Raw genomic sequence first — 23,656 nt, forward strand, 5'->3', positions numbered from 1 at the left:
TCAAAACAACTGAACCACCACTATCGCGATGACCTCAGCCTGGCTGAACCGCAAACTCCACCACCGGCATCTGCCGCTTCATCAGCACTTGGCCATTGCGAATGGAGTAGAGCGGTAGGCCCTGGCTGCGGATCACTTCGTAGTCACTGTCGGCCGAGAGGATCAGCAGGTTCGCCGGGCGCCCGGGTTCCAGGCCGTAGCGCTCGCCCAGGGCCATGGCCTTGGCGCTGTTGTCAGTGACCAGGTCCAGGGCGCTTTGCAGGTTGCGGTAACCCAGCATGTGGCAGATGTGCAGGCCGGCTTCCAGCACCCGCAGGATATTGCCGTTGCCCAGGGGGTACCACGGGTCGACGATGGAGTCCTGGCCGAAGCACACGTTCATCCCCGCTTCGAGCAGTTCATTGACTCGGGTGACGCCGCGGCGTTTAGGGAAGTTATCGAAGCGTCCTTGCAGGTGGATGCTTTCGGTGGGGCAGGAAACGAAGCTGATGCCCGAGTGCCCGAGCAGGCGAAACAGCTTGGCGCAGTAGGCATTGTCATAGGAGCCCATGGCCGTGGTGTGGCTGGCGGTGACGCGGGCGCCCATGTCGCGGCTGCGGGCTTCTTCGGCCAGCACTTCGAGAAAACGCGAGTGCGGGTCGTCGGTCTCGTCGCAATGCACGTCCACCAGGCAACCGGTGCGCTCGGCCAGGTCCATCAGGAATTTCACCGAGCTGACGCCTTGATCCCGGGTGTACTCGAAATGCGGAATGCCGCCCACCACGTCGGCACCCATTCGAATCGCTTCTTCCATCAGTTCGCGGCCGTTGCGGTAGGACTCGATGCCTTCCTGGGGAAACGCGACGATCTGCAGGTCGATCAGGTGACGACTTTCCTCACGCACTTCAAGCATGGCTTTGAGGGCGGTGAGGTCAGGATCGGTGACGTCGACATGGGTGCGTACATGCTGGATGCCATGGGCGGCCAAGGCCTGGATGGTTTTTTTGGCGCGGGTCTTGGTGTCTTCCTGGGTGATGGTGGCCTTGCGCTCGCCCCAGCACTCGATGCCCTCGAACAGCGTTCCGCTCATGTTCCAGCGGGGTTCGCCGGCGGTGAGGGTGGCATCCAGATGAATGTGCGGTTCGACGAAGGGCGGCACCACCAGATTACCGCCGGCGTCGAGGTCTTGCGGGCCAAGGCTCGGGGCTTCGGTCTGGCGAGCAATGCTGGCGATCAGGCCGTTTTCCAGGTGCAATTCATGCAAGCCTTCGCGGTTGCGCAGGCGGGCGTTGATGATGTGCATCAAGCGAGTCCTTCTCAAAGATCTTGTAGGGGGGTATCGGTGGCGCGAATTCCCAATAGGCCGATCAATATCACATACGTTAGCGCGCCGGTGGCGATTCCTACCAGTGGCGCAACCCAGGGCGACGTGAACGCCGCGAGGGTGCCTGCGCCGTATGCAAACAGCCCCGGCCAGTTGAATGCCGGTAGCTGCGCCTCAGCCAGGCGTGGATAGCGGCCGCGCCAGCGGAAGAAGAAATCGGCCATGATCACTCCGCCAATCGGCGGGATCACCGTGCCCAGCAAAATCAGGTAAGGCACCAGCAGATCGTACATGCCCAGCAGGGCCAGCAGTGTGCCGATCGCCGCGCCGCCCAGGGTCACGGTTTTGCGTCGACGGGTGCGCAGCAGGTTGCAGCCGGCCACGGCGAAGTTATAGATGGTGTTGTCCTGGGTGCTCCAGATGTTGAGCAGCAACATCGCCATCGCCGCCATGGCGAAGCCTTGCAACAGCAGCACTTCCACCACGTCCGGCTGCTGGTAGACGATGGCCCCGTAGGCGCCGATCAATACCATCAGGCCGTTGCCGATGAAAAAGCCGACCAGGCTCGCCAGCACCGCGATCTTCGCCGAGCGGGAAAACCGCGTCCAGTTGGTCGCCTGGGTGGCACCGCTGACGAACGTGCCGAACACCAGCGTGATGGCGGTGGACCAATCGAGGCTGCCTGTCGGCACCACCGCCAGCAACCCATCCAGACCTCCGACCTTTACCGTGGCGACCCACATCGACAACATCAGCAGCAACATCATGGCCGGCACGGCGATGTACGACAGGATCTCCAGCCCGCGATAACCGATGTAGGCGGTGACGCAGAACCCCAGGCCGAACAGCACCATCAGCCCCAGCACGGTGCCTTCGTTCAAATGAAAATACTTGCCCAGTACCACCGCCGCCGTCGCCGTGCCCCAGGCATACCAGCCGATCTGGGTGAAACCCAGGATCAAGTCGCTGAGCTTGCTGCCCACCTCACCGAAACAGAAGCGACCCATCAGCACCGAATTGAGCCCGCTCTTGAAGGCGATATAACCCAGGCCAGCGGCGTACAGGCCCAACAGCAGATTGCCGATCATGATGACCGTGAGCATTTCGGCAAAACCGAACGCTACCCCCAGCTTGCCACCGGCAAACATGGTGGCGGTGAAAAAGGTGAAGCCCAGCAGCACCATGGCCGTGGAGGCCAGGCCCTTGCGGGCATGCATCGGCACTTCGCTCAAGGGATAGTCGTTAGCCGGATCGTTTTGAGTCATGTGGAGGTCCTTGCGCAGGAGAGAGATGTCGCAAGCGTGCAGCGCCCGTGCCAAACGAGTGAGCGCGAGGTTATTTATAGACAATCTTTGGGGTTGGGTGGGCAAAGAGGGCGAAAGCGGTGCGGCGGTGATTCAAGTTGGAACACAGTGTCCACGGCCTATGCGGGTTTCCTTGTGGGAGCGGGCTTGCTCGCGAAGGCGGAGTGTCAGCCAGTGTATTGGTAACTGACACACCGCCTTCGCGAGCAAGCCCGCTCCCACAAAGTCATGCGGTTTCTTCAGGTGGGAGAGTGCAGCGCTAGGAACCGCAACAGCGTCGCAACGACGGCCTCCGGCGCGTCTTCCTGGACCAGATGCCCTGCGTTCGGGACAGGATGGAACTGCGCGCCGGGTATCAGTTTTTGTAGCGCCCGACCGCGCTCGATGGGAATCCACTGATCATCCTCACCCCAGAGAATTTGCGTTGGGCAGCGCACGCTTGCATACAACGGCTCGACCTCGCGGGTATAGCGCTCGTCCATCTGCGCGATCTGCCGATAGAGCGCGGCCTGGCCGGTCTCGCCAAGCCAGGGCTGCACGTACGGCGCCAGTTCCTCATCCGGGATCTGCCGTTTGATCGCCCCCCGAATATACGTCGGCACGATGGCCTGCTGAATGTAATCGGGCAGGCCGCTGAACGCCGCTTCATACTGGCGCACATGCTGGACAAAAGGTGAGCCCCAGGGCGACAGCGCCACCGGATCGATCAGGGTCAGGCTGCGGTAATGCTTGCCGTTGAGCAGGTGCGTGCGCAGGGCGGTTGCGCCACCAAAATCGTGGGCCACCACGTCCGGGCGATCCAGGCCCCAGTGTTCCAGCAGCTGTGCGAGCAACTGGTTTTGCACACCGAGGGAAACATCTGCGTCCGGCTGTGCGGATTGGCCGTAACCCAGCAGGTCAAAGTAATGCACCTTGTGAGTGGCGAAGAACAGCGGGGCGATTCGGTGCCACACGTAGGAAGAGAAAGGCGTGCCGTGGACAAACACCAGTGGCGGGCCGTCGCCGTGGACGGCGTAGCGGATGCGGTGCCCGTTGAAGTTGTATTCGTGATCCAGGGGCCAGTTGGTCATGATGGGAGCTTCACTGGAAATGGCTCAGGGATAGAGCATAGACCCGATTCACATGGGAAAAAACCGATTGTGGCGAGGGAGCTTGCTCCCGCTGGGCCGCGAAGCGGTCCTCAAACCAGAAGTTGCGGTGTATCAGGTTGAATAGAGTCGCTGCTTTTGGGCTGCTGCGCAGCCCAGCGGGAGCAAGCTCCCTCGCCACAGGAAGCTCCCTTGCCACAAGGAAAGTGGTTACTCGCCGCGGTAGATGCAACCGCTGGTGCAGGTCTCATGGATGCGGATGGCACAGAGCTCCGGCAACAATGGCTTCAACTGATTCCAGATCCACTTGGCCAGGACTTCGCTGGTGGGGTTCTCCAGGCCAGGGATGTCGTTGAGGTAGTTGTGGTCCAGGCGCTCGTAGAGCGGCTTGAAGATCGTCTTGATCTCCGAGAAGTCCCGAATCCAGCCGGTGTGCGAGTCGATGTCACCGCTCAGGTGTATGGCCACTTTGAACGAGTGGCCGTGCAGGCGGCCGCACTTGTGACCGTCCGGCACGTGGGGCAGGCGGTGGGCGGATTCGAAAGTAAATTCTTTGAAGATTTCCACAGGTTCAGGCTCTTTAAAGGTAGCGGTCGCGAGGCAGGCGGCGGAGTTTATCAGTTTGGTTCCGGCGTTGCGCGACCGTGCAGACTAAAGGGTCAGCAACCGCCCGCCCAGCCCCCCGTTGGCCGCCAGTTCAAGAAACTCGTCACCGAGCCGGCGGCTTTCGTCCATCGCCGTGCGCCAGTATTTGCGGCGGCTCGTGTCATCACCCATGAAACGCTTGAAGTCGTTCCGGTCTGGCAATTTGCCGAAGGGCAGGCGCGCGAGGTATTCACGGGACGGCGCCAGCAACAGCACGTCCTGCAGACGCTCGACGTTCCCCCGGCGCCATGGCAGGCCTTTGTCGAACCAGCCAGGAATGACCCGGTCGGTGAAGTGCGGATACAACACGATGTCCTCGCCGCTGTAGGGCAGGTCCAAGTGGTAGTCCAACAGGCCGCCGTCGCGGTAGGTGCCAGCACCGGCGCCCGGCAGGTCACGCACGCCCTCCATCACCATCGGAATCGAGCCGGATGCCAGCAGCGCCTGGCGCAGATTCCCGGCCTCCAGCGGGACGAAGCGTGACGGAAAGTCGTTCAACGGGTGCAACGGCGGCGCCCGGCGTGGGTCGTGGACGATCAGCCGTTCGAAATGCCGCGACAGGCGCGCTCGGCCTCGCAGGTTGTCGGCGATCACCGACGACAATCCCAGGCCGAGCCGCCCGCGATGATCCTGGGCCAGCCAGCCGTGACTTTTGACCACCATGATGTTGAGCCGGTAATGCAGGTTGTCGAGGATCGACGTGTCGCGACCCTGGAGCAGATCATCGAGCATGCGCTGCGAACTCTGGCTGACCCCGGCCATGGTCACGCCTTTGGCAAAGCTTTGCTCGTTGTACAGGGTGCCCAGGCGCCGGATCCCCTCGGCGGCATCCGGCAAGCAGGCGCTGGCGAAGCGCCAGGAGCCCACCGAGGCACCGATCAGCGAGCGCTCCCGGGGCGCGGCGGGCAGCCACTCGCCGAACAGCGCCAAGTCCAGCCCCTGAATGCCCAAGGCCTTGGGGCCACCGGCGGCACCCGGCAGAATGCCGACATCGGCAGCGTTCAGGCCAGCCTGGCGAATGCGTGCCAGAGCACGAGGGCCGGCCTTGAGGGTCAGGGCAGGGAACTTGATGTGGATGGCGGTCATATCGGTCTCGAAGGGTGCAGCGGATAATTTAACGACATCATCCCCTGTGGGAGCGAGCCTGCTCGCGGTACGTCAGTCTCATTCATGTTAACTGACCGACCGCTATGGTGAGCAGGCTTGCCAGATTGATCTGCGTTCAATGATGGCAATTCAGTTTCAGTTAAGTTCGTCCCGATACAGTTGCCGGTGAAGATTACAAAAAAGGAGATAATCCATGAACCGCCTGACTGCCTTTTCCATTGCGATCTTGATGGCCATCAGTGGCCTGGCCAGCGCACGAGACCTCACGGCTGAGGAAGCACAAAAGCTGCGGGACGCTGGTACCATTCTGTCCGTTGAAAAACTCAACGCCACTGTCTTGTCCGAACACCCTGGCGCCACCTTGACCGATACCGAGCTGGAACACGAGTACGGTAAGTACATCTATCAGGTGGACCTTCGCGATGCCCAGGGCGTTGACTGGGAACTTGAATTGGACGCGGTTGACGGCAAGGTGCTCAAGAATCATCAGGATCTGTAATGAAGCTTAATTTACGCCCCCGCAGCCGTTGGGCGCTGGCGCTGTTGGTATTTTGTTCACTGGCGGTTGCCCGGGACCTGGACCAGGATGAGGCCCTGCAATTACGGCAGCAGGGCGTGATCCTGCCTCTGGAACATCTGCTGCAACAGGCGCTGGATCGCCACCCTGGCGCCAAGCTGCTGGAGGCCGAGCTGGAAGAGAAACACGGCGTCTATATTTACGAGGTCGAATTGCTGGCTACCGACGGCGTCGTGCGCGAACTGGACCTGGAGGCCGCGACCGGCCGTTTACTCAAAGATGAGGAAGACTGATGCGCCTGCTTCTGGTGGAAGATCATGTTCCCCTGGCCGACGAAGTGATGGCCGGGCTGACGCGGCAGGGTTACGCCGTCGATTGGCTCGCTGATGGTCGCGACGCGGTTTATCAGGGCAGCAGTGAGCCTTATGACCTGATCATCCTCGATCTCGGCTTGCCCGGTGTGCCAGGGCTTGAAGTATTGGCCCAATGGCGCGCGGGCGGCCTGAGCACGCCTGTGCTGATCCTGACCGCCCGCGGTTCCTGGGCCGAGCGCATCGAAGGCCTCAAGGCCGGGGCCGACGATTACCTGACCAAACCCTTTCATCCCGAAGAGCTGCACCTGCGGATCCAGGCACTGCTGCGCCGCTCCCATGGCCAGGCCAACCAGCCGACGCTCCAGGCGGCCGGCCTGCATCTGGATGAGGGACGCCAGTGTGTGAGTCGCGATGGCACCGAAATCCAACTGACCGCAGCCGAGTTTCGCTTGTTGCGCTACTTCATGCTTCATCCCGAGCAGATCCTTTCCAAGAGCCATCTCGCCGAACACCTGTATGACGGTGAAACCGAGCGCGATTCCAATGTGCTGGAAGTCCATGTCAATCACTTGCGGCGCAAGCTGGGCCGCAGCGTGATCGAAACCCGTCGCGGCCAGGGTTACCTGTTCGGCGGGCAGGCGCAGTGAGATCGATCCAGCGGCGCCTGAGCCTTGGCCTGATCGGTGTAATGGTGGTGGTCGGTCTGGTTCTGGCGCAGACCAGTCTGTGGCTGTTCGAGCTGGGTTTGCAGCGGTATCTGGAGGCGGGGCTGCGCAACGACAGCGAGAACCTGCTGGTCGCCCTGGTGCGTGGTCCGCAAGGCCTGCAACTGGATGAGCGACGCTTGTCGCCGGCCTATCTGCGACCGTTTTCCGGGCATTATTTCCGCATTGATTTTGCCGATGAGCATTGGCGCTCCCGCTCCCTGTGGGACCAGGAGTTGCCCCGTCTCGACCATCCGGGGCTGCACAGCAACCTGCAATTGGGGCCTGAAGGTCAGAAGCTGCTGGTACTGCGTACCGACTATCGGCGTCTGGGCCAGGCGATTTCCATCAGCGTGGCCCAGGACTACACGCCCGTGCGGGACACTTTCCTGCGCATGCAGCAGATCGGCCTGGGACTTGGCTTGGCAGGGTTGCTGCTGATTCTGTTGTTGCAGCGCATCACGGTGCACCGCGCCTTGCGCCCGCTCGACAAAGCCCGGGAGCAGATCGCCCAGTTGCAGCGCGGGCAGCGTTCGCAACTTGATGAACAGGTGCCCCGGGAACTGGAACCGCTGGTGGCGCAGATCAACCATCTGTTGGCCCATACCGAAGACAGCCTCAAACGTTCACGCAACGCCCTGGGCAACCTGGGACATGCCCTGAAAACCCCGCTGGCGGTGCTGCAAAGCCTGGCTGCAAATGAAAAACTCGACCCTTACCCCGAGCTGCGCAAGCTGTTGCTCGAACAACTGGAGCAGGTCCGCCAGCGCCTGAACCGCGAACTCAACCGCGCTCGATTGTCCGGCGACGCCTTGCCTGGTGCCCATCTTGACTGCGACGCGGAACTGCCGGCGCTGCTGGCCACGCTGAACATGATCCATGGGGAGCACTTGCACTTGGCTTATGTCGCACCGCCCGGACTGCACCTGCCCTGGGATCGTGAAGACCTGCTCGAGCTGCTGGGCAACCTGCTGGACAACGCCTGCAAATGGGCCGACGCGCAAGTGCGCCTGACCGTGAGCGAGACAGCCGAGGGGTTCAGTCTGGTGGTGGAAGACGATGGACCAGGCATTCCTGCAGACCGCCGCGATCAGGTCTTCAGTCGGGGTGCGCGGCTCGATGAGCAGACTGACGGCCACGGCCTGGGGTTGGGCATCGTGCGGGACATCGTCGACACCTGGGGCGGGACGCTGGCGCTGGGCGACAGCGAATGGGGCGGGCTGAAGGTCACGATCGAATTGCCCAGACGCTGATCCCTCATTTGTCCTCGGCCCCTTGTGGGAGCGAGCCTGCTCGCGATAGCGCCGGTTCAGTCACATCAATACCGGCTGACAGATCGCCATCGCGAGCAGGCTCGCTCCCACATTGGTTTGGGGTTGGACTCAATATATCGGTGTACCCCACTCCCACAGGTGGATCGGCTGCGGATGTAAAACCCGCCGCATGACCCTTGCAGCTTCTCGCCGCTTCCTGCAAAGTCGCGACCTTTTTGTCCGGTGGCTCTCCATCGCTGTGCTTTGAGGTAATGATGATAAATGCAGTAATTGCCGCGGTTGGCGTGATGCTGGTGCTCAGTCTGTCCCGCGTGCATGTGGTGATCGCGCTGATTATCGGCGCTCTGGTGGGCGGCCTGACGGGTGGCCTGGGCATCGACGCCACGCTCAAGGCGTTCAATGCCGGCCTCGGGGGCGGGGCAACGGTGGCGTTGTCCTACGCTTTGCTGGGTGCTTTCGCCGTAGCGATTGCCAAGTCCGGCATGGCGCATGCGTTGGCCGACAAAGCCCTGGCCATGGTGGATCGCCAGGATGTCGCCGCAGGTTCGGCGGTCAAATGGGTCCTGATCGGCTTGCTGGGAACGGTCGCGGTCGCCTCGCAGAATATTCTGCCGATCCATATCGCCTTTATCCCGCTGTTGGTGCCGCCGCTTCTTTATGTACTGACCAAGCTGCAGCTGGACCGCCGGTTGATTGCCTGCGTCATGACCTTTGGCTTGATCACGCCCTACATGTTCCTGCCGGTGGGCTTTGGCAACATCTTCCTCAACGAGATCCTGCTGGCCAACGTCGCCCGCAGCGGCGTGGACGTCAGTGGCATCAACATCACCCACGCCATGGGCATTCCGGCACTGGGCATGGTGTTTGGCTTGGCCATGGCGTTTTTCACGTATCGCAAAAAGCGCGTGTACGACCTGAAAACAATTGCCAGGGCTGAGCAGGTCACCACACGCTACAACCCGTTGAGCCTGCTGGTGGCGGGGCTGGCGATCGCGGCGGCGTTCGTGATTCAGCTACTGCTGGATTCGATGATCATCGGTGCCCTGGCCGGGTTCCTGATTTTCTCGGTGTCGGGGGTGGTGCGCTGGCGCGAAACCGACGACCTGTTCACCGAAGGCATGAAGATGATGGCGATGATCGGTTTCATCATGATCGCCGCCTCGGGTTTTGCCGAAGTGATGAAGGCGACGGGTGAAGTCCAGAGCCTGGTGGAAACCTCGGCGGCCTGGATCGGCCATAACAAAGGCATCGGCGCCCTGTTGATGTTGCTGGTGGGATTGCTGGTGACCATGGGCATCGGCTCGTCGTTCTCCACGGTACCGATCCTGGCGACGATATTCGTGCCGCTGTGCTTGCAATTGGGTTTCAGCCCGCTGGCGATCGTTTGCATCGTCGGCACCGCCGGAGCCTTGGGTGATGCCGGTTCGCCCGCTTCGGACTCGACCCTGGGCCCGACCTCCGGCCTGAACATCGATGGTCAGCACCACCACATCTGGGACACCGTGGTCCCGACCTTCATCCATTACAACCTGCCGCTGCTGGTGTTTGGCTGGGTGGCGGCGATGGTGTTGTAACTCAAGACCCTGTCACCTTCATCGCGAGCAGGCTCGCTCCCACATTGGTCCGCTGTGGACACAACATTTGTGAACACCCCGATCCATTGTGGGAGCGAGCCTGCTCGCGATTGGCCTTCAGATTCAGCAAACCGGTCCGCTAGCGGCTCGCGATAGCTTCCCTCACCTTGTCCTACAGTTTTCCCACGTCGTGCCGTTAACACAGTTAACCACGCCATAAAACCGACAAGAGTGACCAGTATGCGCCTGAGCCTGAAGGCTAAAGTTCTGTCCTTGGCAATACTGCCTGTATTGCTATCCGCCGTTATCATCAGCCTGACCACGGCCTTTATTCTGAAGGAACAGGCCAGTAAAGAGGTCCAGCAAACCCGTGAACGCTTGCTCAGCGACGCCAAGGCCACGCTGCAGAATTACGTAGCGGTGGGGCTGACGGCCATCAAGCCGATATACGATGCGTCGGCGCCCGGGGACAACGCCGCGCGGGCCGAGGCGATCAAGCTGCTGTCGAACGTCGCCTACGGCAAGGACGGCTACTTCTTCGGTTACGACTCCGAAACTGTTCGCCTCTTCAAGGCCAACAGCCCCGACGGTGTGGGCAAAAACTTCAAGGACAACCGCGATCCCAACGGTGTCTATGTCAACCGTGACCTGGTGAAAGTCGCCAAGGACGGGACCCACTATCTGGAATATAGCTCCCCACTGCCCAACAGTAAGGAACTGGTGCCTAAGCTCGGTTACACCGAATACCTGCCCAAGTGGGACATGGCTGTCGGCAGCTCGGTCAACCTGGACGGCATCGAAGCCCAGGTAGCACTGGTGGAGGCCAAGGTTCACGAACGCCTGCAAGGCGTGGTCCTGAGCATCGTGGGTATCGCTGTGGTGGTATTGCTGGTGATTGCGGTGGTGGGCATGTTGCTGGCCAATGCCATCCTGCGTCCGCTGAATCTGATGAAAGACAACCTCGATGACATCGCGGCGGGCGAGGGCGACCTGACTCGCCGCCTGGCGATCACCAGCCAGGACGAACTCGGCCAACTGGCCGGCTCGTTCAACCGTTTTGTCGACAAGATCCACGGTCTGGTACGGCAGATCACCGAAATGACCTCGCAGCTGACTGGGCTGGTGGCGCAGGTTTCCGAGCAGGCGCAGCGCTCGGAGCAGGCCATGGAGCGTCAGCGTCACGAAACCGACCAGGTCGCCACGGCGATCAACGAGATGTCTTCGGCCGCCCAGGAAGTGGCTCGCAGTGCCCAGGGTGCCGCCGTCGCGGCCCAGCAGACCGACGAAGAAGGCCAGTCCGCCAAGCGTGTGGTGGCCGGCAGCATCCAGCAGATTCATGCACTGGTGAACGATATTCGCAGCAGTGGCCTGTCCCTGGACAGCTTGCAGCAGGACGTGGCTTCGATTGTCAGCGTGCTGGGAGTGATTCGCTCGATCGCCGAGCAGACCAACCTGTTGGCGCTGAACGCCGCCATCGAGGCCGCTCGTGCCGGGGAGGCGGGACGCGGTTTTGCCGTGGTGGCTGATGAAGTGCGGGCCCTGGCTAGCCGGACCCAGCAAAGTACCCAGGAAATCCAGGGCATGATTGATCGCCTGCAATCGGGCACCCACGCGGCGGTGGAAGCCATGCGCCGCTCCAGCGAAGCGGGCGATGGTACGTCGGTACAAGCCAACGAGGCCGGGGCGTCCCTGGACACCATGGCGCAGTTGATCGGCACCATCAACTCGATGAACGCCCAGATCGCCAGCGCCGCTGAAGAACAGACCGCTGTGGCCGAGGAAATCAACCGCAGCGTGCACCAGATCGCCGTGGCGGTGGACAGTGTTGCCGACGAAACCCAACTCGGTGCCCAGACCTCCCGCAGTCTGGCCGATCTGGGTCAGCGCCTGGGCAAATTGGTAGGGCAGTTCCGGATCTGACGTCCAGGAGCTGCCGAAGGCTGCGATCTTTTGCTCTCGATCCAGATGTTTTCACCTGGGCAACCGGGTCTTATCGAGAAAGAAGGATCGCAGCCTTCGGCAGTTCCTGCCGGACACAGGCAAGCACGGCCTTGTGGGAGCGAGCCTGCTCGCGATGGCGGTAGATCAGTCAATGACGATGTTGACTGTGAAGGCGCTATCGCGAGCAGGCTCGCTCCCACAGTTGTTTGGCGGTGCCTGTATTATTCGGGAACGTCTTTTGGAGCAGTGCAGGCGCTACGACCCACGCACATCGCGCATCAATAACCCAAACCGCAAATCCACCGCATCCGGAATCGGCACGTACACCACATGCCCGTCTCCCGGTGCCACGTCGATGCCCTGGCCTTTGACGTTCTGCAACTGATGCAGGTCGAAGTGAAAGTTGCCCTTGGGGGTCATCAATTCCATGTGATCGCCCAGGCCAAAGCGGTTCTTGACCCGGACTTCGGCCAGACGCTCGCGCCGCTGGCCGGTCAGTTCGCCGACGAACTGCTGGCGCTCTGCCACCGAGCTGCCGTTCTGGTAATTCTGGTACTCATCATGCACATGCCGGCGTAGAAAGCCCTCGGTGTAGCCGCGCTGGGCCAGGGATTCGAGATCGGTCATCAGGCTGCGGTCAAACTCCCGGCCGGCCACGGCGTCGTCGATTGCCCGGCGATAGACCTGGGTGGTGCGGGCGCAATAAAAGTGCGACTTGGTCCGACCTTCGATCTTCAAGGAATGCACGCCCATGCGGGCAAGCCGTTCCACGTGTTGCACGGCCCGCAGATCCTTGGCGTTCATGATGTAGGTGCCGTGCTCGTCCTCGAAGGCCGGCATCGATTCCTCCGGGCGGTTCGCTTCCTGAAGCAGGAACACCTGGTCGGTGGGCGCGCCGAGGCCCAGGGTCGGTTCGGCTGGCCAGGTTTGCACGATATCGCCGACCACGTTTTCCTGCGCCGGTTGCGCCGAATACTTCCAGCGACAGGCGTTGGTGCAACTGCCTTGGTTGGCGTCGCGCCGGTTCAGGTAGCCCGACAGCAGGCAGCGTCCGGAATAAGCCATGCACAGTGCCCCGTGGACGAACACCTCCAGTTCCATGGCCGGCACCTGCTCGCGGATTTCGGCGATTTCCTCCAGGGACAGCTCCCGGGACAGGATGATGCGGCTCAAGCCCTGCTGTTGCCAGAACTCGACGCTTGCCCAGTTCACTGTGTTGGCCTGCACCGACAGATGAATCGGGATCTGTGGGAAGTGTCGGCGCACCAGCATGATCAGCCCGGGGTCGGACATGATCAGCGCGTCCGGCGCCATGGCAATCACAGGTTCCAGATCTTTGAGAAAGGTACGCAGTTTGGCGTTGTGGGGCGCAATGTTCACCACCACATAGAAGCGTTTGCCCATGGCCTGGGCTTCGCCAATGCCCAAGGCCAGGTTGGCGTGGTCGAACTCGTTGTTGCGCACACGCAGGCTGTAGCGCGGTTGGCCGGCGTACACCGCGTCGGCGCCGTAGGCGAAGGCATAGCGCATGTTTTTCAGGGTGCCGGCGGGGGCGAGCAGTTCGGGGGCAACGAAGGGCATGGTGGCGTCTGGTCGCAAAAAGCGGCGAGGGTACGCCACCACCGGTCAAGCGCAATTGATCTGGATCAACTCAAGCGTGCAAAGGCGAAGGCACTCCGGCGAATCCTGGCTGACTAACGTTTATCGCGCCAAGGATATGGAAAACAAATGAACCGAAAGAGCTTGCAAGACAAATCCCAGATGCTGATGTTGATTCTGGTCACCATCGCTTTCATCTGGATCCTCCTGCCGTTTTACGGCGCGGTATTCTGGGCAGTGATCCTGGGGATCGTCTTTGCGCCGATGCAGCGCCGCCTGCAATTGAAACTCGGCTGGCAGCGCAACCTCACTTCGTTGCTGACATTGAGTATTTGCGTGGTGATCGCGATCTTGCCGGTGATCGTCATCAGTACGTTGCTGGTTCAGGAAGGAGCGGCGCTCTACAAGAGCCTGGAAAGCGGGGAGTTGGACATCGCCGATTATCTGGCCCGCTTCCGGGATGCCTTGCCGCCATACTTCCAGAATCTGCTCGACCGTTTCGGCCTGGGTAACCTGAACGGGCTGCGAGAGCGGATCGTCAAAGGTGCGATGCAAGGCAGCGAGTTTTTCGCCACTCAGGCGTTCAGCTTCGGCCAGGGCACGTTTCAGTTCCTGGTGAGCTTCTTCGTCATGATTTATCTGTTGTTCTTTTTTCTGCGTGATGGCCCTGAGCTGGTGCGCAAGGTCCGTACCGCCGTGCCCCTGGCGGAGTACCAGAAACGTCGCCTGCAGTTGAAGTTCAATCGGGTGGTGCGCGCAACCGTCAAGGGCAACCTGCTGGTGGCTATTACCCAGGGGGCGTTGGGTGGGCTGATTTTCTGGATCCTGGGGATTCCGACGGTCCTGCTCTGGGCGGTGCTGATGGCTTTCCTGTCGCTGCTGCCGGCCGTGGGCGCTGGTCTTGTCTGGGCGCCGGTGGCTTTGTACTTCCTGCTGTCAGGGGCCATTTGGCAGGGTGTGGTGCTGACGCTGTTCGGGATATTTGTGATTGGTCTGGTGGACAATTTCCTGCGTCCGATCCTGGTGGGCAAGGATACGAAGATGCCGGACTACATGGTGCTGGTCTCGACGTTGGGCGGGCTGGCCGTATTCGGGCTGAACGGATTCGTCATCGGCCCGCTGATTGCCGCGCTGTTCATGTCATGTTGGGCGCTGTTCGTCGAAAGCAAGCCGCGGGTGCGGTTGCCCTAGGCCGTCAGCAGATAAGGGCCGATACGTTGCGACAGGGCTTGGGCGGCGGGCAGAGAAGTCAGCGGACCGCTGATGGTGACGCCGTCCTGCACCAGATACCAGCAGGCCAACAGACCACGCTCCCTGAGCGGGGCGGGTACGGCGCTGCCAATGACAGACATGATTTGAACCTTGGGCATGGGAACCTCCATCAATCGATGGGGTTACCTTACGACTCAGCAGGGAGGAGTAAAAATCAACCGCTTCAATAGTAGGAATCGATGCTGCTCAATCGACCACCAGATCGAGCATATGCACCACTTCCTGCTCGTTGAGCAGGCCCTTGCGCACCAGGTGTTGCGTCAGCAGTGAAAGGAATTTGGCGCTGCGGTGGCCTTCCAAGTGCTTGAGTTCAGTCAGCGCGGTGTACACCTTGCTGGAGGTGCACAGATCATTGTTGCGGTGAGGGTTTTGCGTGGGCATGCCTTCGTCCTTGTTGTTATGGAGATGTTTGTTGGCGGACAACGCCAGTTTGCGACGTCCTCATGACGTGCACGTGACGGTCGGGCCTGGCAAACTCAAGCAGGATTCAGACCATGATGCCTGTTCTGGCCTGACTGATTGTTCCGCCAGCGACATCGGCAGGCCTTTTCAATCATCAGCCCTTTCTTTCGCCCACAAAAAAGCCCCTGAATCTTTCAATTCAGGGGCTTGATTTGCTGCTGTCTGGCTCCACGACCTGGACTCGAACCAGGGACCCAGTGATTAACAGTCACTTGCTCTACCAACTGAGCTATCGCGGAATGACGCGTATGTTACTGATTGGAAAAGAGAAGTCAAGCTTCTCTTGGCGGCCGGCGCATTCCTCAGGTCCGTTGGCGATTAATCGGTGATTGCGGTTACCGCAACGGCAGGAGAGGGCTACCATGGTCCCCCGGAAGTGGCTGCACGCGCTGCCGGCCATTCGCCAAACAAAGGTTTGCGCCATGAATCATCTGTTACCGCTTCACACAGACAGCCACACCGAGGTGTGCCTATGAGCACCGCCCTGATCAGCTTGCCCAAGGGCGTGGGACCGCACGCCGAGAAACTCTACGATGCCATCACCCAGGCCAGCACCGCTGACGAACTGAACCGTGCCGGTGGTAAGGCCGAGGGGTTTGTCCTGGGGCTGGAAAGCACCAAGGCCATCAAGAGTCAGATTGCCGAGTCGTTGTATGTGATCTACGACGATGCCGCGAGTCAGCGGGCGACCGAGCTCTAGCCTCGACAAAAGTGTTATGCCTGGCGCTTATGTGGCGAGGGGATTTATCCCCGCTGGGCTGCGTAGCAGCCCTGAAATCGTCTGGCGCGGTGGGGCACGTTGATTGAGTCGATCTGCTTGGGGGCTGCTTCGCAGCCCAGCGGGGATAAATCCCCTCGCCACAGGTTAGGGGTATGCCTGACTGATAGGCATGCTCAAAAAAACGGGAAACCCAATGGCTTCCCGTTTTTCATCCGGCGCCGAAGGTTCAGATCACCTGAACAATAGCCTTGGTCACCGCATCGATGTTGTTCTGGTTCAGCGCGGCCACGCAGATGCGGCCGGTGTCCAGGGCATAGATGCCGAACTCGTTGCGCAGGCGCGTCACTTGTTCAACGGTCAGGCCGGAGTAGGAGAACATCCCGCGCTGGCGTGCGACGAAGCTGAAATCCCGCTGCGGAGCGGCTTTAGCCAGCATGTCCACCATCTGGTTGCGCATGCCGCGAATCCGCAGGCGCATTTCTGCCAGTTCCGCTTCCCACTGGGCCCGCAGTTCCGGGCTGTTGAGCACGGCCGCGACAATGCTGGCGCCGTGGGTCGGCGGGTTGGAGTAGTTGGTGCGGATCACACGCTTGACCTGGGACAGTACCCGGGCACTTTCCTCTTTCGACTCGCTGACGATCGACAGGGCGCCAACGCGCTCGCCGTACAGCGAGAACGATTTGGAGAACGAGCTGGACGCGAAGAAGGTCAGGCCCGACTCAGCGAACAGGCGCACGGCGGCGGCGTCTTCGTCGATCCCGTCGCCAAAGCCCTGATAAGCCATGTCCAAAAATGGAACGTGGTTCTTGGCCTTGACCACGGCCAGCACGTTTTTCCAGTCCTCGGGGCTCAGGTCCACGCCGGTGGGGTTATGGCAGCAGGCGTGCAGCACGACGATCGAGCGGTCGGGCAGGGCGTTGAGGTCTTCCAGCAGGCCGCTGCGGTTCACGTCATGGGTGGCGGCGTCGTAGTAGCGGTAGTTCTGCACCGGGAACCCGGCGGTTTCGAACAGCGCACGGTGGTTTTCCCAGCTTGGATCGCTGATGGCCACGACGGCGTCAGGCAGCAGTTGCTTGAGGAAGTCGGCACCGATCTTCAGTGCGCCGGTGCCGCCCACGGCTTGGGTGGTGATGACGCGACCGGAGGCGATCAGTGGACTGTCTTTGCCGAACAACAAGGTCTGGACCGCCTGATCGTAGGCAGCAATGCCGTCGATTGGCAGGTAACCACGGGAAACGTGTTGGGCCACGCGGATCGTCTCGGCTTCGACAACGGCGCGCAGAAGTGGAATACGCCCCTCCTCGTTGCAGTAAACACCCACGCCCAGATTGACCTTATTGGTACGGGTGTCGGCGTTGAATGCTTCGTTGAGGCCCAGGATGGGGTCGCGTGGTGCCAATTCGACAGCGGAAAACAGGCTCATTATTGCGCGGCTCTGAATGGAGTGTGGGGGGACGTGTAGCGCTCCAGCCGAATGCACTAGAGCGGTGCACAAACGGGGAGCTAGTATAGAGGCCATCACCGGGCGCGGCGACAGGCGAATCGGTTTTTAAGGCAAGTATTTTCGTTTTTTTTCGACCGTTAGTCCCCTGGCGGCGTCAAAGACTTCAAGGCGTGTAGGACGTTCGTCTTGAAAGCGAAGGCATTCACCTCCACATTGTACGAATCCCAGTTTTTTCCTCGGGCGACATCAGTCGTTTCGGTCTTTCTCGTTCCTGTTGGCTGGCCGACAGGGGTGAACCCAGAGGTTTTGTTATGTCTGAATTCCAGCTAGTCACCCGATTTCAGCCCGCCGGCGACCAGCCGGAAGCCATTCGCCTGATGGTCGAAGGCATCGAGGCCGGGCTGGCGCACCAGACGCTGCTCGGTGTGACCGGCTCGGGCAAGACTTTCAGCATCGCCAACGTGATTGCCCAAGTGCAGCGCCCGACCCTGGTGCTGGCACCGAACAAGACCCTGGCGGCGCAGCTGTATGGCGAGTTCAAGGCGTTTTTCCCCAATAACGCGGTGGAGTACTTCGTCTCCTATTACGACTACTACCAACCCGAGGCCTACGTACCGTCCTCGGACACCTTCATCGAGAAGGATGCTTCGATCAATGATCACATCGAGCAGATGCGGCTCTCGGCCACCAAGGCATTGCTCGAGCGCAAAGACGCGATCATCGTCACCACGGTGTCGTGCATCTACGGTCTGGGTAGCCCGGAAACGTACCTGAAGATGGTCTTGCACGTTGATCGCGGCGACAAGCTCGACCAGCGAGCCTTGCTGCGCCGCCTGGCGGACCTGCAATACACCCGCAACGACATGGATTTCGCCCGGGCAACGTTCCGGGTCCGTGGCGACGTGATCGACATCTACCCGGCGGAATCGGACCTGGAGGCGATCCGCATCGAGCTGTTCGATGACGAAGTGGAGAGTCTTTCGGCGTTCGATCCGCTGACCGGAGAGGTGATCCGCAAGCTACCGCGCTTCACCTTCTACCCCAAGAGCCACTACGTGACGCCACGGGAAACCCTGCTGGACGCTATCGAGGGGATCAAGGTTGAATTGCAGGAGCGCCTGGAATACTTACGGTCGAACAACAAGCTGGTGGAAGCCCAGCGGCTGGAGCAGCGGACCCGATTCGACCTGGAGATGATCCTGGAGCTGGGTTACTGCAACGGCATCGAAAACTACTCGCGCTACCTGTCGGGTCGCCCGGCGGGCGCGCCACCGCCTACGTTGTATGACTATCTGCCGGCCGATGCCTTGCTGGTGATCGACGAATCCCACGTCAGCGTGCCCCAGGTCGGGGCCATGTACAAAGGCGACCGGTCCCGCAAGGAAACCCTGGTGGAATACGGTTTCCGCCTGCCCTCGGCGCTGGATAACCGGCCGATGCGCTTTGATGAATGGGAAAGTGTGAGTCCGCAGACGATTTTCGTCTCCGCCACCCCAGGCAACTACGAGGCCGAGCATGCCGGCCGGGTGGTCGAACAGGTGGTGCGGCCCACCGGGCTGGTCGATCCACAGGTTGAGGTGCGCCCGGCGCTGACTCAGGTCGATGATCTGCTCTCGGAAATCTCCAAACGAGTGGCAGTGGAGGAGCGGGTGCTGGTCACCACGCTGACCAAGCGCATGGCCGAAGACCTGACTGATTATCTGGCCGACCACGGTGTGCGGGTGCGTTACCTGCACTCGGACATCGACACGGTGGAGCGGGTCGAGATTATTCGCGACCTGCGCCTGGGTACGTTCGACGTGCTGGTGGGGATCAACCTGCTGCGCGAAGGCCTGGACATGCCGGAGGTGTCATTGGTGGCAATCCTGGACGCCGACAAGGAAGGTTTCCTGCGCTCCGAGCGTTCGTTGATCCAGACCATCGGTCGGGCGGCGCGTAACCTCAACGGCCGGGCGATTCTTTATGCCGATCGCATCACCGGTTCCATGGAGCGGGCCATCGGCGAGACCGAGCGTCGTCGCGATAAACAGATTGCCTTCAACCTGGCCAACGGCATCACGCCCAAAGGGGTATTCAAGGACGTCGCCGACATCATGGAAGGCGCCACCGTGCCCGGCTCGCGCAGCAAGAAGCGCAAGGGCATGGCCAAGGCCGCCGAAGAGAGCGCCCGTTACGAAGCCGAACTGCGCTCGCCGAGCGAAATCAGCAAGCGTATCCGTCAGTTGGAAGAGAAAATGTACCAACTGGCCCGGGACTTGGAGTTCGAAGCCGCGGCGCAGTTGCGTGACGAGATTGGCAAGCTGCGCGAGCGGTTGCTGACTGTCTGAGGTGTTGTGGCGACTGTAATGGCCTCATCGCGAGCAGGCTCGCTCCCACAACTGACCGAGTTGTCCAGGCCGGACGCGGTCCCTTGTGGGAGCGAGCCTGCTCGCGATTGAAGGTGAGTCGGTCTGACCGGTGCCACACAAATCCCCCTCTCACTGGAGCCCGCCCACCATCGCCTGTTACCATTCGCCCCCTGTTTCATCTTCGCTTTTATATTCTTTCCGAGACATGCCATGACCACCGTCCGCACCCGCATCGCGCCTTCGCCCACTGGCGATCCCCATGTCGGCACCGCTTACATCGCTTTGTTCAACTATTGCTTTGCCAAGCAGCACGGCGGTGAGTTCATCCTGCGGATCGAGGACACCGATCAGTTGCGTTCGACTCGCGAGTCCGAACAGCAGATTTTCGACGCCCTGCGCTGGCTCGGTATCGACTGGAGCGAAGGCCCTGACGTTGGCGGCCCCCATGGCCCATATCGCCAGAGCGAGCGCGGCGATATCTACAAGCAGTACTGCCAGCAGCTGGTGGACATGGGCCACGCCTTCCCGTGCTTCTGCACTGCCGAAGAGCTGGACCAGATGCGCGCCGAGCAGATGGCTCGCGGCGAAACCCCGCGCTACGACGGCCGCGCGCTGCTGTTGTCCAAGGAAGAAGTCGCCCGTCGCCTGGCCGCTGGCGAGCCCCATGTGATCCGTATGAAGGTGCCGACCGAAGGCGTCTGCGTGGTGCCGGACATGTTGCGTGGCTATGTCGAGATCCCGTGGGATCGCATGGACATGCAAGTGCTGATGAAGACCGATGGCCTGCCGACGTATTTCCTGGCGAACGTGGTCGACGATCACCTGATGGGCATCACCCACGTCCTGCGCGGTGAAGAGTGGCTGCCGTCGGCGCCGAAACTGATCCTGCTCTACGAATACTTCGGCTGGGAACAACCGCAGCTGTGCTACATGCCGTTGCTGCGTAACCCGGACAAGAGCAAGTTGTCCAAGCGCAAGAACCCGACTTCGGTGACCTTCTACGAGCGCATGGGCTTCATGCCTGAGGCGATGCTCAACTACCTGGGGCGCATGGGCTGGTCGATGCCGGATGAGCGCGAGAAGTTCTCGCTGCAGGAAATGGTCGAGCACTTCGACCTGTCGCGGGTGTCGCTGGGTGGTCCGATCTTCGATGTCGAGAAACTCTCCTGGCTCAACGGTCAGTGGTTGCGTGACCTGCCGGTGGAGGAGTTTGCTGCGCGTGTACAGAAGTGGGCATTGAACCCTGAGTACATGATGAAAATCGCTCCCCATGTGCAGGGCAGGGTGGAGACGTTCAGCCAGATCGCCCCACTGGCCGGCTTCTTCTTTGCCGGCGGCGTGACTCCGGATGCCAAGCTGTTCGAGTCCAAGAAACTTTCCGGTGATCAGGTGCGCCAGTTGATGCAATTGATCCTGTGGAAACTCGAAAGTCTGCGTCAGTGGGAAAAGGACAGCATCACCGCGACCATCCAGGCTGTGGTCGACTCGCTGGAGCTGAAACTGCGTGATGCCATGCCGTTGATGTTCGCTGCCATTACTGGCCAGGCCAGCTCGGTATCGGTGCTCGATGCCATGGAGATCCTCGGCCCGGACCTGACCCGCTTCCGTCTGCGCCAGGCCATCGATCTGCTCGGTGGTGTGTCGAAGAAGGAGAACAAGGAGTGGGAAAAACTGCTGGGCGCGATTGCCTGATGGCCCCGTAGGAGCTGACGAGCGAAGCGAGGCTGCGATCTTTTTATCATTCGCTTGAGATTCAATTAGCTGGGGAAAGATCGCAGCCTCGCTTCGCTCGTCAGCTCCTACGAAACAGGCGAAGTCCCAGTTTTATGGGGGAAGGTGGTAAGTGATTGTTATCCCGGCAAAAAACTTTCAAATTTGTTGAAAATAAATTTGACAGCCCTCTGATACGCCCTTAAGATTCGCCCCGTCCTCAGCGATGAGGGGCTATAGCTCAGCTGGGAGAGCGCTTGCATGGCATGCAAGAGGTCGACGGTTCGATCCCGTCTAGCTCCACCAATTTACACTTCAAGGCCTGGCCACACTGGCCTTGAAGCGATCAACACTCAGCGTTGATCAGTTGTATAGAAGGGTTTGCGTCCCCTTCGTCTAGTGGCCTAGGACACCGCCCTTTCACGGCGGTAACAGGGGTTCGAGTCCCCTAGGGGACGCCAGTTTTACAGAAGCGATGTTGCAAGATGTCGCTCCGCCGCGAGGCGAAAAAATCCGGGGCTATAGCTCAGCTGGGAGAGCGCTTGCATGGCATGCAAGAGGTCGACGGTTCGATCCCGTCTAGCTCCACCAATTACAGGTTCAAGGTTTGGCCACACCGGCCTTGAATCGATCAGTTCTCAGCGCTGATCACGTCAGAAGGTTTGTGTCCCCTTCGTCTAGTGGCCTAGGACACCGCCCTTTCACGGCGGTAACAGGGGTTCGAGTCCCCTAGGGGACGCCACGATTACCCGCTCTGCGGGATTTTATAAGGGTCATTCAATTCTTGAATGGCCCTTTTGTTTGTCTGGCGTTCGGCCAATCTTCAATTCCTCTAACGATGCTTCTGACCAGCGGTCAAAATTTCCGCTTGCGGAAAATTATTACATAGATAATATTTCAATCGTAATATTCGGAGGTGACGATGAGCGATAAAAAGGCGCAAACCCGCGAACGCATACTCAAGGCTGCCAGTGCCGCGCTGATTCAGCGTGGTCCGGCCGAGCCGAGTGTCGGCGAGGTGATGGGCGCGGCCGGGCTGACAGTGGGCGGTTTCTATGCCCACTTCGAAAGCAAGGATGCCTTGATGCTGGAGGCATTCAAGCAACTGCTCAGCCATCGTCGCAGCTTGATCGCCGACATGGATGCCGAGCTGAGCGGTGAGGAGCGGCGAACCCTGGCGGCCGCGTTCTACCTGTCGCGCAAGCACCGTGATACCACTGAGCTGGCCTGCCCGATCCCGGCATCGGTAGGTGAGCTCGGGCGGCTGCCGGATGAGTTCCGTGAGGTGCTCAATGAGCATATTGAGCTGATGGTTGCGCAGTTGGCGGCCAGCCCGGAAGACGCCGATAAAGCCTTGGCGGACATTGCCCTGATGGTCGGCGGCCTGGCCTTGGCACGAGCGTTGGGCCCGGGAGAGTTATCGGATCGGTTGCTGCGCGCTGCCAAGTCGGCGGTGCGCTGAGCTAAGGCGCAAGCCCTGGAGATGAGCGATGAACAGGTTTAGCTGGATTCGTGGTGTCAATGGCACGCTGGGATGGGTCGCCCCGGGCCTGGTGGCGAAGAAGATGCGATCGCTGTTCATGCGTCCCCGGGACTTGCCGCCAAGGGATTGGGAGTTGCCATTGCTGGCGACTTCAGAGCGCATCACCTTACGCTTCGGTCTGTCCGCCTTGCGCTGGGGTAAAGGCCCGACCGTCTTGTTGATGCATGGCTGGGAAGGGCGACCCACGCAATTTGCCGCGCTGATCACGGCGCTGGTAGGTGCCGGCTACACGGTGGTGGCGTTGGACGGCCCGGCCCATGGCCGCTCACCTGGGCGCGAGGCCAATGTCCTGCTGTTCGCCAGGGCCATGCTCGAAGCTGCGGCGGAGTTACCACCCCTGCAAGCCGTGGTCGGGCATTCCATGGGGGGCGCCAGTGCCATGCTCGCGGTTCAGTTGGGGTTGCGGACCGAGACTCTGGTCAGCATTGCAGCGCCTGCGCGCATTCTTGGTGTGCTGCGTGGGTTCGCCCGGATGATGGGGCTGCCGCCCAAGGCGCGATCGGCCTTCATTCGCCAAGTGGAAAACGATGTGGGCATGCCGGCTTCGAGGATGGATGTCGCCCATTACCAGCTGGACGTGCCCGGGCTGATTGTCCATGCCGAGGACGACACCTTCGTTTCGGTCAAGGAGTCGCAACTGATTCACGAAGCCTGGTTCGACAGCCGCTTGCTGCGCTTGCCGCAGGGCGGCCACCAGCGGGTACTGGCCGATCCTCGCGTCATTGATGGTGTGTTATCACTGCTGGCCGGGCGCAGTCTGCAAGCGCGGCAATCGGCTTGATCTGT

The 23,656-nt window shown here is 60.7% G+C and carries 21 protein-coding genes, 5 tRNA genes and 1 pseudogene; 17 read left to right on the forward strand and 10 right to left on the reverse strand.

The annotated features are described in order from the left end of the window. Positions 1-34 precede the first annotated feature (34 nt). The 5 genes from codA to BMY45_RS19355 all read right to left on the reverse strand — a co-directional run bounded on the left by codA (position 35) and on the right by BMY45_RS19355 (position 5,426). Complete coding sequence (gene codA, locus BMY45_RS19335) at positions 35-1,282, reverse strand: cytosine deaminase (protein ID WP_092400356.1); 1,248 nt, start codon at positions 1,280-1,282, stop codon at positions 35-37. A gap of 14 nt (positions 1,283-1,296) precedes the next feature. Further along, positions 1,297-2,568 (reverse strand): cytosine permease, encoded by a 1,272-nt coding sequence (gene codB / locus BMY45_RS19340; RefSeq protein ID WP_092400358.1) that lies wholly within the window; start codon positions 2,566-2,568, stop codon positions 1,297-1,299. Between the two features lie 278 nt (positions 2,569-2,846). Further along, on the reverse strand, positions 2,847-3,677 hold the full coding sequence (locus BMY45_RS19345) for an alpha/beta fold hydrolase (RefSeq protein ID WP_092400360.1): 831 nt from the start codon (positions 3,675-3,677) through the stop codon (positions 2,847-2,849). Between the two features lie 228 nt (positions 3,678-3,905). Continuing rightward, the gene (queD, locus tag BMY45_RS19350) at positions 3,906-4,262 is read right to left on the reverse strand and encodes a 6-carboxytetrahydropterin synthase QueD (RefSeq protein ID WP_092400362.1); all 357 of its coding nucleotides are present in this window, start codon (positions 4,260-4,262) and stop codon (positions 3,906-3,908) included. 84 nt (positions 4,263-4,346) lie between these two features. Next, positions 4,347-5,426: a patatin-like phospholipase domain-containing protein gene (locus BMY45_RS19355; protein WP_092400364.1), complete on the reverse strand. Its 1,080-nt coding sequence runs from the start codon at positions 5,424-5,426 to the stop codon at positions 4,347-4,349. 214 nt (positions 5,427-5,640) lie between these two features. On the opposite strand from BMY45_RS19355, the gene BMY45_RS19360 reads away from it, so the two are divergent. The 7 genes and pseudogenes from BMY45_RS19360 (at position 5,641) to BMY45_RS28685 (ending at position 11,750) form a co-directional block, all read left to right on the forward strand. After that, positions 5,641-5,946, forward strand: a complete 306-nt coding sequence (locus tag BMY45_RS19360; protein ID WP_092400366.1) for a PepSY domain-containing protein — start codon at positions 5,641-5,643, stop codon at positions 5,944-5,946. Continuing rightward, a complete protein-coding gene (locus BMY45_RS19365) occupies positions 5,946-6,257 on the forward strand; it encodes a PepSY domain-containing protein (protein ID WP_092400368.1) in 312 nt (103 codons plus the stop codon). The genes BMY45_RS19360 and BMY45_RS19365 overlap by 1 nt, the downstream gene beginning before the upstream one ends. Next, positions 6,257-6,925, forward strand: a complete 669-nt coding sequence (locus BMY45_RS19370; RefSeq protein WP_047229265.1) for a response regulator transcription factor — start codon at positions 6,257-6,259, stop codon at positions 6,923-6,925. The genes BMY45_RS19365 and BMY45_RS19370 overlap by 1 nt, the downstream gene beginning before the upstream one ends. Then, entirely contained in the window at positions 6,922-8,235 is a 1,314-nt protein-coding gene (locus BMY45_RS19375) for an ATP-binding protein (protein WP_092400370.1), read from the forward strand. Before BMY45_RS19370 ends, BMY45_RS19375 begins: the two co-directional genes overlap by 4 nt. 278 nt (positions 8,236-8,513) lie before the next feature. Beyond that, a complete protein-coding gene (locus BMY45_RS19380) occupies positions 8,514-9,830 on the forward strand; it encodes a Na+/H+ antiporter family protein (RefSeq protein ID WP_177193375.1) in 1,317 nt (438 codons plus the stop codon). Positions 9,831-10,070: 240 nt separating this feature from the next. Continuing rightward, positions 10,071-10,892, forward strand: a pseudogene (locus tag BMY45_RS28680) (cache domain-containing protein); the annotation flags it as partial. Between the two features lie 102 nt (positions 10,893-10,994). After that, positions 10,995-11,750, forward strand: a complete 756-nt coding sequence (locus tag BMY45_RS28685; protein WP_371264138.1) for a methyl-accepting chemotaxis protein — start codon at positions 10,995-10,997, stop codon at positions 11,748-11,750. Positions 11,751-12,026: 276 nt separating this feature from the next. Here BMY45_RS28685 and yegQ read toward each other — a convergent pair whose 3' ends face one another. Continuing rightward, positions 12,027-13,352: a prephenate-dependent tRNA uridine(34) hydroxylase TrhP gene (gene yegQ, locus BMY45_RS19390; RefSeq protein WP_092400377.1), complete on the reverse strand. Its 1,326-nt coding sequence runs from the start codon at positions 13,350-13,352 to the stop codon at positions 12,027-12,029. A gap of 147 nt (positions 13,353-13,499) precedes the next feature. On the opposite strand from yegQ, the gene BMY45_RS19395 reads away from it, so the two are divergent. Further along, the gene (locus BMY45_RS19395) at positions 13,500-14,561 is read left to right on the forward strand and encodes an AI-2E family transporter (RefSeq protein ID WP_092400379.1); all 1,062 of its coding nucleotides are present in this window, start codon (positions 13,500-13,502) and stop codon (positions 14,559-14,561) included. On the opposite strand, the gene BMY45_RS19400 is transcribed toward BMY45_RS19395, so the two are convergent. From BMY45_RS19400 to BMY45_RS19410, 3 genes are all read right to left on the reverse strand, one after another. After that, the gene (locus BMY45_RS19400; RefSeq protein WP_047229260.1) at positions 14,558-14,740 is read right to left on the reverse strand and encodes a hypothetical protein; all 183 of its coding nucleotides are present in this window, start codon (positions 14,738-14,740) and stop codon (positions 14,558-14,560) included. The genes BMY45_RS19395 and BMY45_RS19400 overlap by 4 nt on opposite strands. Before the next feature lie 88 nt (positions 14,741-14,828). After that, the gene (locus tag BMY45_RS19405) at positions 14,829-15,023 is read right to left on the reverse strand and encodes a hypothetical protein (protein WP_092400689.1); all 195 of its coding nucleotides are present in this window, start codon (positions 15,021-15,023) and stop codon (positions 14,829-14,831) included. Positions 15,024-15,267: 244 nt separating this feature from the next. Then, positions 15,268-15,343: transfer RNA gene (locus BMY45_RS19410), tRNA-Asn, on the reverse strand. Between the two features lie 233 nt (positions 15,344-15,576). Between BMY45_RS19410 and BMY45_RS19415 the strand changes: the two genes are divergently transcribed. Beyond that, on the forward strand, positions 15,577-15,804 hold the full coding sequence (locus tag BMY45_RS19415) for a hypothetical protein (protein ID WP_092400381.1): 228 nt from the start codon (positions 15,577-15,579) through the stop codon (positions 15,802-15,804). Between the two features lie 247 nt (positions 15,805-16,051). On the opposite strand, the gene BMY45_RS19420 is transcribed toward BMY45_RS19415, so the two are convergent. Beyond that, positions 16,052-17,248, reverse strand: a complete 1,197-nt coding sequence (locus BMY45_RS19420) for an amino acid aminotransferase (RefSeq protein WP_092400383.1) — start codon at positions 17,246-17,248, stop codon at positions 16,052-16,054. Positions 17,249-17,580: 332 nt separating this feature from the next. On the opposite strand from BMY45_RS19420, the gene uvrB reads away from it, so the two are divergent. The 8 genes from uvrB to BMY45_RS19460 all read left to right on the forward strand — a co-directional run bounded on the left by uvrB (position 17,581) and on the right by BMY45_RS19460 (position 23,651). Next, positions 17,581-19,596, forward strand: a complete 2,016-nt coding sequence (gene uvrB, locus BMY45_RS19425; protein ID WP_092400385.1) for an excinuclease ABC subunit UvrB — start codon at positions 17,581-17,583, stop codon at positions 19,594-19,596. 231 nt (positions 19,597-19,827) lie between these two features. Beyond that, positions 19,828-21,309: a glutamate--tRNA ligase gene (gltX, locus tag BMY45_RS19430; RefSeq protein ID WP_092400387.1), complete on the forward strand. Its 1,482-nt coding sequence runs from the start codon at positions 19,828-19,830 to the stop codon at positions 21,307-21,309. A 248-nt stretch (positions 21,310-21,557) separates the two neighbouring features. Further along, positions 21,558-21,633: transfer RNA gene (locus BMY45_RS19435), tRNA-Ala, on the forward strand. Between the two features lie 79 nt (positions 21,634-21,712). Next, positions 21,713-21,788: transfer RNA gene (locus BMY45_RS19440), tRNA-Glu, on the forward strand. A gap of 54 nt (positions 21,789-21,842) precedes the next feature. Next, a tRNA-Ala gene (locus tag BMY45_RS19445) sits at positions 21,843-21,918 on the forward strand. Between the two features lie 75 nt (positions 21,919-21,993). Beyond that, positions 21,994-22,069: transfer RNA gene (locus BMY45_RS19450), tRNA-Glu, on the forward strand. 180 nt (positions 22,070-22,249) lie between these two features. Further along, positions 22,250-22,789, forward strand: coding sequence for a TetR/AcrR family transcriptional regulator (locus BMY45_RS19455; protein ID WP_092400389.1), 540 nt, complete (start codon positions 22,250-22,252; stop codon positions 22,787-22,789). A gap of 28 nt (positions 22,790-22,817) precedes the next feature. Next, complete coding sequence (locus BMY45_RS19460; protein ID WP_047229252.1) at positions 22,818-23,651, forward strand: alpha/beta fold hydrolase; 834 nt, start codon at positions 22,818-22,820, stop codon at positions 23,649-23,651. Positions 23,652-23,656: the final 5 nt, after the last annotated feature.

Origin of the sequence: Pseudomonas sp. NFACC39-1 (genome assembly GCF_900110355.1) — a bacterium.
In the GTDB taxonomy this organism is placed as follows: domain Bacteria; phylum Pseudomonadota; class Gammaproteobacteria; order Pseudomonadales; family Pseudomonadaceae; genus Aquipseudomonas; species Aquipseudomonas tehranensis.